Annotated in this window: 11 protein-coding genes; 8 read left to right on the forward strand and 3 right to left on the reverse strand. The window is 46.5% G+C overall.

Annotated features, from left to right (window positions below; translation table 11 throughout):
* Positions 1 to 7: 7 nt before the first annotated feature.
* Positions 8 to 1171 carry an FAD-dependent oxidoreductase gene (locus BBR47_RS08935; RefSeq protein WP_012685442.1) on the forward strand — a complete coding sequence of 388 codons (1164 nt, stop codon included), beginning with the start codon at positions 8 to 10 and terminating at the stop codon, positions 1169 to 1171.
* Between the two features lie 58 nt (positions 1172 to 1229).
* Here BBR47_RS08935 and BBR47_RS08940 read toward each other — a convergent pair whose 3' ends face one another.
* Positions 1230 to 2414 carry an amidohydrolase gene (locus tag BBR47_RS08940; protein ID WP_012685443.1) on the reverse strand — a complete coding sequence of 395 codons (1185 nt, stop codon included), beginning with the start codon at positions 2412 to 2414 and terminating at the stop codon, positions 1230 to 1232.
* 241 nt (positions 2415 to 2655) lie between these two features.
* On the opposite strand from BBR47_RS08940, the gene BBR47_RS08945 reads away from it, so the two are divergent.
* Positions 2656 to 3984 (forward strand): sensor histidine kinase, encoded by a 1329-nt coding sequence (locus BBR47_RS08945; RefSeq protein ID WP_041749330.1) that lies wholly within the window; start codon positions 2656 to 2658, stop codon positions 3982 to 3984.
* Positions 3985 to 4060: 76 nt separating this feature from the next.
* Here the strand turns inward: BBR47_RS08945 and BBR47_RS08950 are convergent, their stop codons facing one another.
* A complete protein-coding gene (locus BBR47_RS08950) occupies positions 4061 to 5248 on the reverse strand; it encodes an MFS transporter (RefSeq protein WP_012685445.1) in 1188 nt (395 codons plus the stop codon).
* A 950-nt stretch (positions 5249 to 6198) separates the two neighbouring features.
* Between BBR47_RS08950 and BBR47_RS29720 the strand changes: the two genes are divergently transcribed.
* A complete protein-coding gene (locus BBR47_RS29720; RefSeq protein ID WP_012685446.1) occupies positions 6199 to 6924 on the forward strand; it encodes a CPBP family intramembrane glutamic endopeptidase in 726 nt (241 codons plus the stop codon).
* A gap of 269 nt (positions 6925 to 7193) precedes the next feature.
* Here the strand turns inward: BBR47_RS29720 and BBR47_RS08960 are convergent, their stop codons facing one another.
* On the reverse strand, positions 7194 to 7952 hold the full coding sequence (locus BBR47_RS08960; RefSeq protein WP_012685447.1) for a TrmB family transcriptional regulator: 759 nt from the start codon (positions 7950 to 7952) through the stop codon (positions 7194 to 7196).
* Between the two features lie 396 nt (positions 7953 to 8348).
* On the opposite strand from BBR47_RS08960, the gene BBR47_RS08965 reads away from it, so the two are divergent.
* The 5 genes from BBR47_RS08965 (at position 8349) to BBR47_RS08985 (ending at position 14243) form a co-directional block, all read left to right on the forward strand.
* Positions 8349 to 10610 (forward strand): immune inhibitor A domain-containing protein, encoded by a 2262-nt coding sequence (locus tag BBR47_RS08965; protein ID WP_012685448.1) that lies wholly within the window; start codon positions 8349 to 8351, stop codon positions 10608 to 10610.
* 199 nt (positions 10611 to 10809) lie between these two features.
* Positions 10810 to 11640 carry an electron transfer flavoprotein subunit beta/FixA family protein gene (locus tag BBR47_RS08970; RefSeq protein WP_012685449.1) on the forward strand — a complete coding sequence of 277 codons (831 nt, stop codon included), beginning with the start codon at positions 10810 to 10812 and terminating at the stop codon, positions 11638 to 11640.
* Complete coding sequence (locus tag BBR47_RS08975; RefSeq protein ID WP_012685450.1) at positions 11637 to 12659, forward strand: electron transfer flavoprotein subunit alpha/FixB family protein; 1023 nt, start codon at positions 11637 to 11639, stop codon at positions 12657 to 12659. The genes BBR47_RS08970 and BBR47_RS08975 overlap by 4 nt, the downstream gene beginning before the upstream one ends.
* Complete coding sequence (locus BBR47_RS08980; RefSeq protein ID WP_012685451.1) at positions 12652 to 13947, forward strand: FAD-dependent oxidoreductase; 1296 nt, start codon at positions 12652 to 12654, stop codon at positions 13945 to 13947. The genes BBR47_RS08975 and BBR47_RS08980 overlap by 8 nt, the downstream gene beginning before the upstream one ends.
* Positions 13947 to 14243, forward strand: a complete 297-nt coding sequence (locus tag BBR47_RS08985) for a ferredoxin family protein (RefSeq protein ID WP_012685452.1) — start codon at positions 13947 to 13949, stop codon at positions 14241 to 14243. The genes BBR47_RS08980 and BBR47_RS08985 overlap by 1 nt, the downstream gene beginning before the upstream one ends.
* Positions 14244 to 14246: the final 3 nt, after the last annotated feature.

Here is a 14246-nt window from a genome sequence, read left to right on the forward strand (position 1 = left end):
AAGAGCGATGAGCAACGAAAAACACGCGGTGATCATCGGGGCAGGCTTGAGTGGGCTTGCAACTGCGCTTACTTTGAAGCAAAAGGGCTGGCAAGTGACGCTTTATGAACAGGCAAAGGAGCATAAAGGCATCGGCGCTGGAATTGTTTTGGCTGCCAATGCCATGAAGGCATTGGATAAGCTGGGAGTTGGACAGGAAGTACGCGAACTTGGAGCAACTGTCCGTTCAGCAAGGATTCGCGACTGGAAGGGAAATTTGTTAGTCGAGCTACCTGTTGCGGAACAAGCAGAACGGTACGGGGCTGACAGCTACTTGATTCATCGGGCTGATCTACAGCAGGCTCTTTTGGCGAAAATCTCGACACATGAATTGGTTTTAGGCAAGCAGTTCGTTTCATTTTCTCAAGAAGAAGAAAGGGTTCATGTCGCTTTTGCAGATGGGTCGCGTACACATGGGACGATTCTGATCGGAGCGGACGGGATTCACTCCCGTGTACGGAAGAGCTTGTTCGGTGAAGAGTTGATGAGATACTCCGGGTATACGGCGATTCGCGGAATTGCTACTTATCAAGACCCTCGTTATCCACTGGAATCAGGGGGAGGCTTTGAAGCATGGGGCAAGGGAATTCGTTTCGGATTTTCCCATATCGGCAACAATCGAATACATTGGTTTGCCGCCATCAATGCACCTGAGGGAGAACAAGATGGGCCGATGGGACGGAAGCGAGAGACGTTGTGCCGACTTGAAGGCTGGTATGAGCCAGTACGTGCAGTGATTGAGGCGACAGAGGATGCAGCCATCTTGCGCCATGATATTTACGACCGTACACCACTCAGGAGATGGAGTGAGGGCCGTGTTACATTAGTGGGCGATGCGGCACATCCGATGCTGCCGAATCTGGGGCAAGGAGCGGGTCAGGGAATGGAAGACGCACTTGTGCTGGCCAGATGCTTGGCGGATAACGACACGGACTCGGCTCACGCTTTGCGCATGTATGAAGAGATACGAAAGAAGCGAGCGAATGCGATTGTGAAAGGCTCCCGCTTGATGGGGACAGTCACCCAATGGGAAAATCCGCTCGCGATCGCGGCTCGTCATTTCCTGCTAAAAACGATCCCTGCCCGTATCCAGAGCAGAAGACTGGACTGGATTGTCGGACACGAGGTGTGAATACGGCGGCAGAAAAAAGGCAAGGAGCATGAGGCCCTTGCCTTTCGACTTTTTCCGCTTATTGATGACGTGCCTGATAGGCAAGCAACGCTGCAATGAATAACTGACCAGTTTGAATCATGGAGCGCTCATCGACATCGAATTTGGGATGATGATGCGGATATGTCGCTTGAATCTCCGGATTGCGTCCACCGACCATGAAGAAGGTAGCGGGGCGCTCTTGAGCAAAGTAAGCAAAATCCTCTCCGCCCATGCCAGGTGGGATTTTCAAGACGCGCTCCTCACCAAAAATACGTTTGGCTTCTTCTGCAAGTAGTGGAGTTTCTGTCTCATCGTTCCAAGTAGCTGGGTAGCCGCGTTGGTACATGATTTCGCAAGTAGCGCCGACTGCCTGGCAGCTGGCTTCCACGATACGTTTCAGAGATTGCTCGACCGCTACTCTTACTTCCTCGTCATACGTGCGGACAGTCCCCTTGAGCCTCACTTGATCAGGGATGACGTTGAACGCTTCGCCCCCGCCCACGAAGGAGCAAACAGACAGAACGACTTGTTTCAGCGGATCTACCTGACGGCTGGCAATCTGCTGCAAATTCATGACAACCTGACTGCCCAATACGATTGGATCAACGGAGGTATGAGGATAAGCACCGTGTCCGCCTTTTCCGTACAAAACGATCTCAAAGCTGTCTGCTGCTGCTGTAATGTAGCCATGACCGATTCCGACAGTGCCTACGGGAAGTTCGGAGGCAACGTGTGCGCCATACACAACATCGACTCCTTCGAGACAACCCGCCTCCACCATGGCTTTGGCGCCACCGGGGGGCAGCTCTTCCGCGAACTGATGCAGAAATACCACATTTCCTGGAAGCTCATCGCGAAACTCGCTCAACACTTGTGCGACTCCTAAAAGTCCAGAGGTATGTATATCGTGACCGCACGCGTGCATGACGCCTGGAATGCGGGACTTATACGGTACTTCTTTTTCATCATGGATGGGTAAGGCATCGAAGTCAGCGCGCAACGCAACTGTTTTTCCTGGCTTTCCACCCCTCAAGAGACCGACAACACCCATACCACCGACACCGGTTTGTACCTCTATACCAAAAGAAGCAAGCTTGTCTGCTACTTTCTTCGCTGTATTTTCCTCCTGAAAGGAAAGCTCGGGATACATATGCAAATCACGTCTGAATGTAACAAGCTCTGGATAAATCTCCTGTAGCCGGGCAAACCATTTTTCTTCCATCGAACCCACTCCTTTTTCCTAGGGAAAGAGATTGGTATTTCGTATTCGTCTTATTATAAAAATATTCCGAATCATAATTCAATGTATGATTTCGAGAAGTATAATGAAGCTACATTCATATTATGTAGACATTTCCAGTAGAAATCTCTAGAATATTAGAGAGACATGTTCAAAAAGTCGTGTTTTTAGTACAACCAAATAAACAAAAGACGACTTTTTGCACAGATGGATTGAGGAGATTATGACGAGTACACACCCAAAAAACCCCAGAGTTCTAATCATTATGCTCGTTTCTAGCATCCTTGTTTTGATCTTGACTTGTGTAAGCATCGCGATTTCTTATTTCAATACGATTCAATCCGTCCGACTCTCCATTGCGAATCAAAGCATGAAAGCTGCCTCTACAGTAGCAGACAGTCTAGATGTTGACGCGTATCAGGAGTTTTTACGAAATCCGGTAAAAGGGACCCCCGCCTATAAACGAATCGAACAGCAATTGAATCAAGCGCGTGAGCAGCTCGGTCTGCTGTATTTATACACGATTCAAATCAGTGAAGACAGGCAGAGTGGTCGCGCAATGATCGTCGCAAGGCCTCCAAATGCGAAGCAAACTTTTGATATCGGTATGCCTATTGTTCTATCTTCTAAGCACATTCAAATGATTTACGAAGGATCATCAACGTACTACTCAGATATTATCAGGGATCCAAATTACGGGGTCTACCTGTCTGCTGGCGCGCCGCTTAGAGATAGAGAAGGAAGAATCATCGGAATCATTGGAGTAGATACCGACGTAGCCATCGTCGAGGACATTGGAGATGATGTCGTTCGTAGCAGCATTCCTGTTTTTGCGATTCAAGGTTTGTTTGTCGTCGTACTGATCTTCCTGGTTCTTTGCATGGAACGCTGGTACCAACGTGCCATCAAGGCAGCAGTTGACGAGACGGAAGAAACCTATCAGGATGAATTGCGCTCAGTCATTTGTTCGATGCGCTCCATACGCCATGATTTCGTCAATCACATGCAAGTGCTCTACGGTTTGATCGAATGCGGATATTATCCAAAAGCACGAGATTACGTGCAGTCGTTGCTGAAGGAAACCAAGCTTCTGGACCTCACCGTGAGGATTGCGAATCCTGCCTTAATGGTATTGCTTCACACCAAATGGGAGCAGGCTAAATCGAAACAAATCGTGATGCAATTTGAAGAATGTTCTGATCCAATCGATAGCATTCCTTCCATTGATCTGATCAAAATTTTATCGAATCTTATTGATAATGCGATTGAAGCGGCTGATTTAGCGGATGGGGAGAAGCGAGTCAGCATATATTTTTGCTGTGATGAAGAACACGTTATTTTCCGAGTTGAAAATACAGGACCGGAAATCACGCCAGAACAACGTGCACGTATTTTCGAGCATGGCTATACAACGAAAACAGAGAAAAAATATGGCTCGCGTGGAACGGGTCTGACGATCGTAGATGCAGTTGTTCACAAGTACAAGGGGAAAATTGAGGTTTGGTCCGAGCGGGGAATCACGAGATTTACCGTCTGGCTGCCAGTGAAATAGGCGCATAACGAAAATGATTCAAGGATGATAAGAAAAAGCCGTCAAACAGTTGACGGCTTTTTGCTTTTGCGAGTCTCTATGCATGGTGTCCTGGCGCAGGTTGTACCACTTGGCTTTCCTGTGCTTGAAATGGACGTGAGACCGAGTAGAAGGCAAATCCGAATGAAATCAGGACGAACACGGCTCCAACCCAAGGCGTGTAGATGACGGATGACCGTTCGACGACGAGGCCGCCAGCCAGAGAGCCAAGGGCGATACCTAAATGCTGGGCAGAAGTATTCAAGCTCAATTGAATATCCGCAGTAGCAGGTGAGCAGGAGATCAAATAGTTTTGCTGCGCTGGCGAAATAGCCCAGCTAAGCGCACTCCAGATGACCATGATCGGCAAGAACAAATAAAGCGAGCCTGTAAAAAACGGCAAGACACACATGATCAAGCCAAACACTGGAATGATGAACAGTATGCTTTTGGTTGCTCCCCATTTATCTGCGATCCAACCGCCAATACCGCCGCCAGCAACGGCTGCAAGCCCAAACAAGAGATAAATCCAGCTCAGTGTCGTTCCATCGACATTCATCGTCGTTTGCAGATATGGAGTGAAGTATGCATACAGCGTCAAGTGACCTGTCAGCATTAACAAAACGATAAACAAGGCGCTGAATAGCTTGCCGCTACGGAGGGTAGTCATTTGATCACGCAGCGGAATCGGCGGTGCGGTTTGAACTTTTGGCAAAAACAAGAGGATAAAAATCATCGCGACAATACTCAGAGCTGCAATCAGCCAAAAGGGGGCACGCCATCCGAAGGCATTCCCCAGAGCCAGTCCGACAGGGACGCCGAGTACGAGCGAACCGCTAATCCCCATGAAAATAACCCCAATGGCGCGGCCGCGATAAGCAGGTTCCACAAGATTCGTTGCAATTGTAATCGACAGCACAATCAGGATGGAGCTACTTGCTGCGCTCAAGACGCGCGCCGTCATTAATACAGCGTAGCTCGGACTAAGTGCAGCGAGCACATTACTCAGGAAAAAGGCTGCTAATGCATACAAGTATAGCTTTTTACGCTCGACGCGCCTTGTAACATGCAGGAGCAGAGGAGCAGCAATGGCAAAGGCAAGCGAGAAAATGGTGATTAATTGTCCGGCAGCGCTAATCGATACCTGAAGATCACGAGCAATCAGATCGAGCGTACCACCGATAATCAATTCCACCGTACCTACGACAAAGGTAGCAATCGCTAAGATGAAGACACGTGGATTCAAGACAATAGCTCCTCTCAAGTAAAAAGGTTACTACCATAATAGTAACCTTTTTATTCTTGTGCAACTAGAAAATTCTCCATATAAATAGAAAAGTCTCCGGCCAACTGTAGAATTAAAAGCGTAAAAAGTTCATCATGACCAATAAAAATAAGTAATCGAATACAAAATAAAACAATTTATTGAAGGATGTGTAATGTAAAAGGGATATTCCTTTTTGCGTTACCATCCTCTTCATTTTTTTACGTGCGATTTCGATACGTACATAGTAAGAAATGAATACCTATTTATGTGATTTTTAGTTTAATTTGCTTTTGAAGAGCGAGTTTTACGCTTAGCCCCAGAACAACATCGGAATAACCGCAAAGATGAAACAGATGCCATTGTTCAATATTTACCTGAAATCAGGGCGACTGCACGGTTTCGATGGAGTCAAGTGAAACAACGTTGGTTTCTCCGAAAAATAAAGTCCTAGACTGTCGCTGTTATATTGAAGGATCGTAGTCTACTAAGCTTATTCCGTGAATTGATTCGTCATCAACCTCGTTTTTTACCAAGGAAGAACTCCAACTTCACCATAGAATCCACCTGTAGCTCCGGCATGAGGGAGAGTGGCAAGTTGTACCACGATGCGGTAGCGCCTTGGGAGTGTTTTAACTGAAATTGCGAAGAAGGGGTTAAAAGTCTCATCTGCAAAAGCAGGTTTGAATCTAGAAAGGAATTAAGATCTATCGTAACGATGAGCAGGGCAATGTCGTAGTAACATCAAATGGAACTGAAATCGGTTTTCAGTTAATGATTGGAGGCCTGCTACATCTGAGAAAACAAATGGGCAGTTCTTAATATCTGTACTGCCTAAATTGTAAAAAATCTTTATGAATAGTATAGAAATTGAGGTTGTGCAACCTTTCGTATTTAATTAAACCGGCGCTATAAAGGAGTAATTCTAATCTATGAATATTGAGAAACTAAAAAAGGAATTGGGTATCTTTATACTATATTCTTTATTATATATTTTCATTGTTGCATTATTTTCTGTAGCGATAATGTATTTTCCTATACCAATTTTGGGAGCTACAGGGTTTATTCAGGATGTATGGTATGTAGTATTTGTAAAAATCATTTTTCTACTTTTTCTTCCCTTGTGTATTTATAAAAGACTTGGGTACGAAATTTCTAGTATATTTAAAACCAAACTAACGTGGAAAATATGTATAGCAGTATTTAGTTGTTTTATTCTTGGAATGCTTCTAAATGTCAGTTACATAGCTGAGATTAATAGAGTTGTTGCCAATGGTGGTATCATGATATGGATAAACTTCACAGTTGGACTTCTTTTACCGCTTGTGCAAGCGGCTATTCCAGAAGAGATTTTTTATAGATATATACTCCAAACTCGATTGGAAAAAGTATGTGGTGCTATCTTAGGTATTTTTTTATCTGCGCTCTTGTTTGCTTCATTTCATTTTCCCTCTCGTTATCTACTTTCAAGCGGAGTAGAGGGAACTGCGGGAAATATTTATTCGGTCCTCATAGGAACTATTGTACCAGTGTTTGTTATTGGTATTATCTTCGGATTTTTATGGTGGAGATATAGGAACATCTGGATTTTGATTGCTTTACATTATGGAATAGATACATTACCTTCAATTGCTTCATTTCTACATATAAGCAAATAGAGCCATTAAAGATGAGTTCATGTCGGCAGATGATGCTGTTCAACTAGCTGATTTCGATCGTTCAAATAAACGAAAGCCGATTTACAGAACAAAAGAGTTGCTGTAAATAACAAAAAGAAATGGATAGAATTCAGATCTTCTCTGAAACCTCTATCCATTCTTATTTTCACTAATAAACGTCTAACATTGTATCGCATTAATTAATAGGATCGGTTAAATTGGACTTCCTAGCTATTTAAATAAAACCAAAAGCCAAAGTCCAGGGATTATCAGTATCGGAGACGGATGATCATCTTGCGGATTTCTTCATCGTCAAACAGTTGATCCACATATTTTTGGGTGATTTTTGTCAGTGCGACATCATGGTAAAAAGAATCGGCAAAAAATTTGACGAATGGTTGACCGCGTGTCTTGATCGCATGCCAGCCTGTGTCCTCCTCACCTGCAAAAATCATTTCATCTTGGTCCACTACGATTAGCTGATAGCGCTCCAAGCCTTGATGCTCTTGCACCGGGATAAAGGAATGAACACAGGAAAGCGTGGTGTAAATCTGCCCGATCACCAAGGCTTCGATCTCGACGCCTTCCTTTTCTTTCTTCTCAAGTAGGGAGACATACTCTAAAAAATCATCGGACCAGGCGGAGATACGAATAGACCGAGTCGCTCGTTGGATCAGTTGTTTGCATTCTGCGCGAATCGATTCGTCAACCTTCAGGCTCCAGACTCGGTCATCACGTACGGTTTTATGAGAAAGGGAGCTGGTTAATTTTTTGACGTCCGTTTGAAATTGGCGGGTCAGCTTTTCTACCAGGCTGTCCAGAGGAAGGGCTGTATACCGCTTCTTCTTTTCCGAGATGGTGTCAAGGACCATCCCCTTTTCTACCAGACGATTGAGCACCTCGTAAATTTTGGCCTTTGGCACCCCCGAATGCTTCACGACCATTGCAGCATCGAGAGGCTCGCCGCTAGACGCCAATGCTTCATAAACTTTACTCTCATACAGAGAAAAACCAAATGTTTGCAGCATCAAAATCCTCCATGGAAAACACGAGCATTTTTATTCGATCGTACCGATAATTGAGGTGTTTTGCAAGAAAGAGGAGGGGCGAAAGGAATATTTTATCGAAAAGTATCGAGTTTTTTCGACATAATTCGACGGTATTCTTGTAGGTCCTTAGGCAGTAGACATACCAAGCATATATCAAATAGAGACCCTATGTGTAAATGATCAGCCGAAAATTCGGCACTTGTTGCAAGTAGGTCGATAGCCTTATTGAGCAATTTCTTTTGAACGTGAAGGTTTTTTTGTCGAAGGAAAAAATTTGGCAAAGATTACGTATCGCGTAATAATTAAAAATAGTCGGAATTGGGGGTTTAATTTTCCGATGCATCACAAATAGATAGAAAAAGAGGGTGAACCGCAGTGAAGAAAAGCAAAAAGCTCTTATCCGTTTTATTTTCCTCCTCACTCGTGCTCAGTACTTTCGTGGCTGCACCTGTAACGGGTTTGGCCAAACCAAAAGAGGACAAGCATGATCTGCATGTAGATTTGTCCACTGTGAACCTGGATCGACTGATTAAAGGGTTAATGGAGCAAGGAATCATTGATGAAGACGCCGATCAGGAAGAGATTGACGAGGCGTTGCTGGAGTACTTCGAAGACAAAAAAGTACCGCACGGCATTGATGAGTCGTCTTCTTACGGTAAGGAAGCGAGCAGAGGACAGCAGGCAGCATTAGCTGATGCTGTGCAGAAAGCGGCTGAGATGGAAGACGGCGATGAAGTGCGTGCTTCCAAGCGTCTACATACCGATAACATCGTTGTCGCTCTTGTCGAGTACCCTGACCGGGAGCATAACCAGCTGCCAAAAGTGAGTGACTCGCTTTGGACGGAAGACTTCAACGAAAAGCACTATAAAGAGATGCTGTTTGATCAGAAGGGGTACAAAACTCCTGAAGGAGTCAGCATGACAACAATGGCGAAATACTTCTACCTGCAATCAGGAAGATCTTGGACAGTTGACGGTGTGGTAACGCCTTGGCAAATGGCAGAGAATGGCTATAAGTATTATGGAGGAAACTCCAAGGCCGGTGACGATTCCAATCCGCGCGATCTGGTAGTCGAGACCTTGGCGGCGGTAGGGGAAGCCATTGCTGGAAAAGAGGAATTGTACGATCAGCGCGATCCGTATGATATCGATGGTGATGGAGACCTAATGGAGCCGGATGGCAATCTGGACAATCTCATGCTCGTTCATGCGGGGATCGGAGAAGAGACAGGGGAAGATCCAGATGCGATCTGGTCTCACCGTTGGACTTTGAAAAAACCGGTGGAAATTCCTGGAACAAGCCTCAAGGCATTTGATTACATGATCCAGCCTGAAGATGGCGCTCCAGGTGTATTCACTCACGAATACGGACACAATCTCGGTTTGCCAGACTTGTATGACACGACAAGAGCCGGCAAAGATTCGCCAGTAGGCGCTTGGTCCCTCATGTCGTCCGGTAGCCATACAGGTAAGGTCTTCCAAACAGAACCTACAGGCCTTGATCCTTGGTCCAAAATGGTTCTGCAACAAATGTTTGGTGGCAACTGGATTGCTCCGACTGTTCTGGACTACAAAGATGTAGAAAAACGCAAGAAAACGGTTCCGCTCATTGATGCGAGCAGCATTGAGAAAAACGGAAAAGTCGTCAAGCTGAATATGCCGAAAGTTGAAAAGAAACCGCCGGTTGAGCCAAAAGATGGTGGCTACGCATACTTCTCGGATGAAGGAAACAAATTGAACACCAAAATGACTTCCGATGTGATCGATTTGACAGGGGTCAGCTCCGCAACGATGAAATTCGATTCATGGAGAAGCATTGAGGAAGGCTATGACTACCTGAGCGTTAATGTAATCGATGTGGATACAGGTGAGAAAAAAGAAGTGGAAAAATTCGATGATGTAACAAATGGCTGGGACAAAGAAGAAATCAGCCTGAATGAGTTTGTCGGCAAAAAAGTGCAAGTCGAGTTTAACTATGTGACAGATGCTGCTTTCGTATTGGACGGCTTCTATCTCGATAACTTTGAAGTAGAGGCAGATGGGCAAGTCATCTTCGCGGACGATGCGGAGGGTGAGAAGAAGTTCAAATTGGATGGCTTCGTCCACTTTGATGGAAAAGGCAAGCTATACGATTCGTACTATCTGGTTGAGCTGCGCTCTCACGAAGGAATTGACGCTGGACTGAAATACTTCCGCCGTAACGACTCCTTCTTCACGTATGATCCAGGTATGGTGATCTGGTACTTTGATGGTCGCTACGAAAGAACACGTGATAACAATACGAGCAAGCATCCAGGTTACGGCTTGCTCGGTGTGGTAGATGCCCATCAGGAAGTGCGTTACTGGAACAATGATGAGAATAACAAAAACGCAATCGCAGACTCCCGCTATCAGGTGAACGATGCTGCGTTTAGCCCGAACAACACATCCGGTATGGATCTGGATTACATCTATGGAACGATGAAATACGATCCGTTGAAAGGCGTTAAGGAGTTTAGCGATAGGGATGACTACTCGATGCCAGAAGTACCGGAAGTCGGAAAAATTCTGCCGCAAATCGGTTTGCAAATCAAGCTGAAAAGAGCTTCCAAGAAGTTCACGGATGCTACGGTTGAGTTCTCCATTGACAAACATTAATGAATAAGTCAAAAGACGCCACACAGCGCCAAGCTGATGTTTGGCGTCTTTTTCGTTTCTATGATTACTGGTCTAAGCTCGGCTGCATCGAAATAGGCTATAACAATGAACAACAAGCTGCCCGAACTGATTGCGCGTAAGAAAGGCAACCTTTTGTACAGGCATAGGAATCGCGCCCGGCAGCAAGGGGGGATCAATCATGCTGCATATTGTCGCTTGCATTAAGCAGGTGCCGGACACCAAAATCATCAAGATGAATCCGAAGACGAATACGATGGATCGCGCCAGTGCACCAGCTATTCTTAACCCGTATGATGCACATGCGGTAGAAGAAGCCGTTCGGTTGAAAAATCGATATGGGGGTGTGGTCTCCGTCGTCACCATGGGACCGCCGCCAGCGGTGAAGGCCATTCGGAAGTGCATCGAGATCGGTGCAGACGCAGGTTATCTGGTAACGGATCGTGCATTTGCTGGGGCAGACACATTGGCAACCAGCTATGCGATTACCAAAGCCATTGAGAAGATTGCAGAAAGCCAGCCAGTCGACCTCGTCATTTGCGGAAAGATGACCATCGACGGTGATACGGGACAAGTCGGACCAGGAGTCGCCAGACGGTTGGATATTCCGCCGCTTACGTGTGTGAAAAAAGTAGTAGAGATAAACAAAGAACAAGGTTACGCCATCGTGCATCGAAAGCTGGAGGATGGTTATGAAGTCATCCAGTCGACCTTGCCTTGTTTGTTTTCTGTGGAGAAGGAGATTAATGAGGTACCGTATTCTCCGCTGCCCAATATGCTTCGAGCTGCTAGGTATAATCCTGTTGTTTGGTCCGTCGATGACTTGGGGGATATCGATCGGACGCAGTTAGGTCTGAAGGGCTCTCCTACCATCGTTGCAAAAGTTTGGCCCCCAGAGAAGCCAAAGGGTGGCGAAATGCTTGAAGGAAGCGTCAGCGAGCAAATCGCACGCTTGATGGAAGTTTTGCACGATAAACAGCGATTGTTTCGGGTGAAGGAGGAGCAGATATGAATCTGGATGATTTTCGTGGCATCTGGGTGTTTTTAGAGGTGAGTGACGGCCGTATCGCCCCAGTATCACTCGAGCTGTTGGGGGCGGGAAGACAAATGGCTGACAAGCGAGACGTGCCGCTTGCTGGCTTGTTAATCGGAGATGGAGTCAAGGAGTTGGCCCACACGGCGTTTCCCTTCGGTGCGGATCAAGTGTATGTATACGATCAGAAGATTTTTCATGAGTACCGTACAGAGTCCTACATGCGAGCTGTCATCGAATGTGTCCAAAAGCACAAACCGGAAATTATCTTGTATGGGGCGACGTCCACGGGAAAAGATTTGGCTAGCGCTGTTGCGACGGATTTGGAGACAGGGCTGACCGCCGATACGACCATGCTCGATGTAAACGCGGAGACAGGATTGTTGGAGGCGAGCCGTCCAGCGTTTGGTGGTAACATCATGGCGACGATTTTGTGCAAAAAACATCGACCGCAAATGGCGACCGTTCGCCCAAAAGTCATGAAAGCGCTTGAGCCAGACGAGTCACGTACAGGAGAGATCATCGAGGAAACCATGGAGCTGCGTGAAGAAGACATTCGCACAAAAGTACTGAAAATCGTCCGGGAGACGAAGGAAAAGGTGCGGTTGGATGAGGCAGATGTGATCGTCGCTGGCGGTAAGGGACTCGGGAGCAAGGAAGGCTTTGCGCTTATTCATCGCTTCGCAGAACGAATCGGGGCAACCGTCGGGGCCAGCAGAGATGCGGTGGAAGCTGGCTGGATCGGTCATGAACATCAGGTCGGACAGACGGGAGTGACGGTCACGCCAAAAATCTATTTTGCCATCGGCATATCGGGAGCTATCCAGCATTTGGTCGGCATGCGTAACTCAGGATTGATCATTGCCATCAATAAAGACCCGAATGCACTCATCTTCCAGGCTTGTCACTACGGTATTGTCGGTGATGCTTTTGAAATTGTGCCATTGCTCATGGAAGCATTCCAAAAGGAGCCGGATAAGGAGGTAACGTATGGCTGAGAAATTTGATGTAATCATTGTCGGAGCAGGCCCGGCTGGAACAGCTTGTGCTTATACGCTTGCCAAAGCGGGTGTAAATGTACTGTTGATGGAGCGCGGGGAATATCCGGGTTCCAAAAACGTCATGGGAGGTGTGTTGTATCGCAAAACGATGGAAGACATCATCCCCGAATTTTACAAGGAGGCACCTGTTGAGAGACCGATCGTCGAACAGCGGTTCATGATGCTCGATAGGGAATCAGCCATCAATTTCAGTTATAAAGGCATGGAGTGGGCCCAGGAACCTTATAACAATTTCACGGTGCTGCGGGCGAAATTTGACCAATGGTTTGCAGACAAAGCCGTGCAGCAGGGAGCACTTTTACTTAATGAGACCGTGGCTTTGCAGTGCATTGTTGAAAATGGCAAAGTAGTCGGTGTGAAAACAGATCGACCGGATGGGGATTTATACGCAGATGTTGTCGTTCTGGCAGACGGCGTGAACTCCTTGTTGGCGAAATCGTTAGGGTTCCACAAAGAGTTTCGTCCAGATGAAGTAGCGCTCGCTGTCATGGAAGTACTGAAGCTGGATCGTAAAATAATCGAGGATCGCTTTAACCTAGAGGGCGATCACGGTTGTACGATTGAAATTTTCGGAGATTCGACCAAAGGGATTTTGGGGACGGCTTGGTTGTATACGAATAAGGACAGCTTGAACATTGGGGTAGGGACGATGCTGTCGGGTTTGATCAAAAACAAGATCAAGCCGTATGAGTTGTTGGACTATGTAAAGAATCACCCGATGATTCGGCCGTATATCCAAGGCTGTGAGCAGCAGGAATACTTGGCGCACCTGATTCCCGAGGGAGGCTATCGTTCCATTCCCAAAATTGTTGGCAATGGTGTCCTTGTCGTAGGAGATGCTGCCCAGCTCGTCAATGCGATCCATCGAGAGGGATCGAATATGGCGATGGCATCTGGTGTCATGGCGGCGGAAACGATCCTGGCGGCAAAAGAGGCGGGGGACTATTCCGAAAAAATGCTCGACGGATACCGAATCAATCTGTTGAATAGCTTTGTCGGTCAAGATTTGAAAAAATACAAGGACGCAACGCATCACTTTGAAAAATTCCCGCAGTATTTTGAACAGTATATTCCGATGATGAACAAAGCGGCGAGTCAGATGTTCACGGTTGATGGCAGCTCGAAATGGAGCAAGCAGAAGAAAATCTGGAGCGACCTCGGCTCCGCGAAGGACAAATGGAAAATGGCGCGTGACTTGATGAATGCGTGGAGGGTGATGAAGTGATGCAGGATATACCGAAGGGCCAGTCAATCGAGGAGAAACAGTATCTCGTGCGCTTCAAAGCGGATACGGAGTCACATCTGCATGTGCTCTCTGCTGATGTTTGTGCGACGCAATGCCCTGATAAGCTCTGTACCATCTTTTGTCCTGCGGAAGTATACAAATGGGAAGAAGTGCGGATGCACGTCGGTTACGAAGGATGTCACGAATGTGGGAGCTGCCGTATTGGTTGCCCGTATGAAAATATCAAGTGGGTGTATCCGAAGGGTGGACACGGAATCATCTTCAGACTCGGGTAATGG

Origin of the sequence: Brevibacillus brevis NBRC 100599, assembly GCF_000010165.1 — a bacterium.
GTDB lineage: Bacteria > Bacillota > Bacilli > Brevibacillales > Brevibacillaceae > Brevibacillus > Brevibacillus brevis_D.

Bases quoted from the DNA above. Each gene is read 5' to 3' on its own strand.
- BBR47_RS08960 (WP_012685447.1), bottom strand. From the start codon at position 7,952: ATGCTGCAAACATTTGGTTTTTCTCTGTATGAGAGTAAAGTTTATGAA.
- BBR47_RS08935 (WP_012685442.1), top strand. From the start codon at position 8: ATGAGCAACGAAAAACACGCGGTGATCATCGGGGCAGGCTTGAGTGGG.
- BBR47_RS29720 (WP_012685446.1), top strand. From the start codon at position 6,199: ATGAATATTGAGAAACTAAAAAAGGAATTGGGTATCTTTATACTATAT.
- BBR47_RS08985 (WP_012685452.1), top strand. From the start codon at position 13,947: ATGCAGGATATACCGAAGGGCCAGTCAATCGAGGAGAAACAGTATCTC.
- BBR47_RS08975 (WP_012685450.1), top strand. From the start codon at position 11,637: ATGAATCTGGATGATTTTCGTGGCATCTGGGTGTTTTTAGAGGTGAGT.
- BBR47_RS08945 (WP_041749330.1), top strand. From the start codon at position 2,656: ATGACGAGTACACACCCAAAAAACCCCAGAGTTCTAATCATTATGCTC.
- BBR47_RS08980 (WP_012685451.1), top strand. From the start codon at position 12,652: ATGGCTGAGAAATTTGATGTAATCATTGTCGGAGCAGGCCCGGCTGGA.
- BBR47_RS08970 (WP_012685449.1), top strand. From the start codon at position 10,810: ATGCTGCATATTGTCGCTTGCATTAAGCAGGTGCCGGACACCAAAATC.
- BBR47_RS08940 (WP_012685443.1), bottom strand. From the start codon at position 2,414: ATGGAAGAAAAATGGTTTGCCCGGCTACAGGAGATTTATCCAGAGCTT.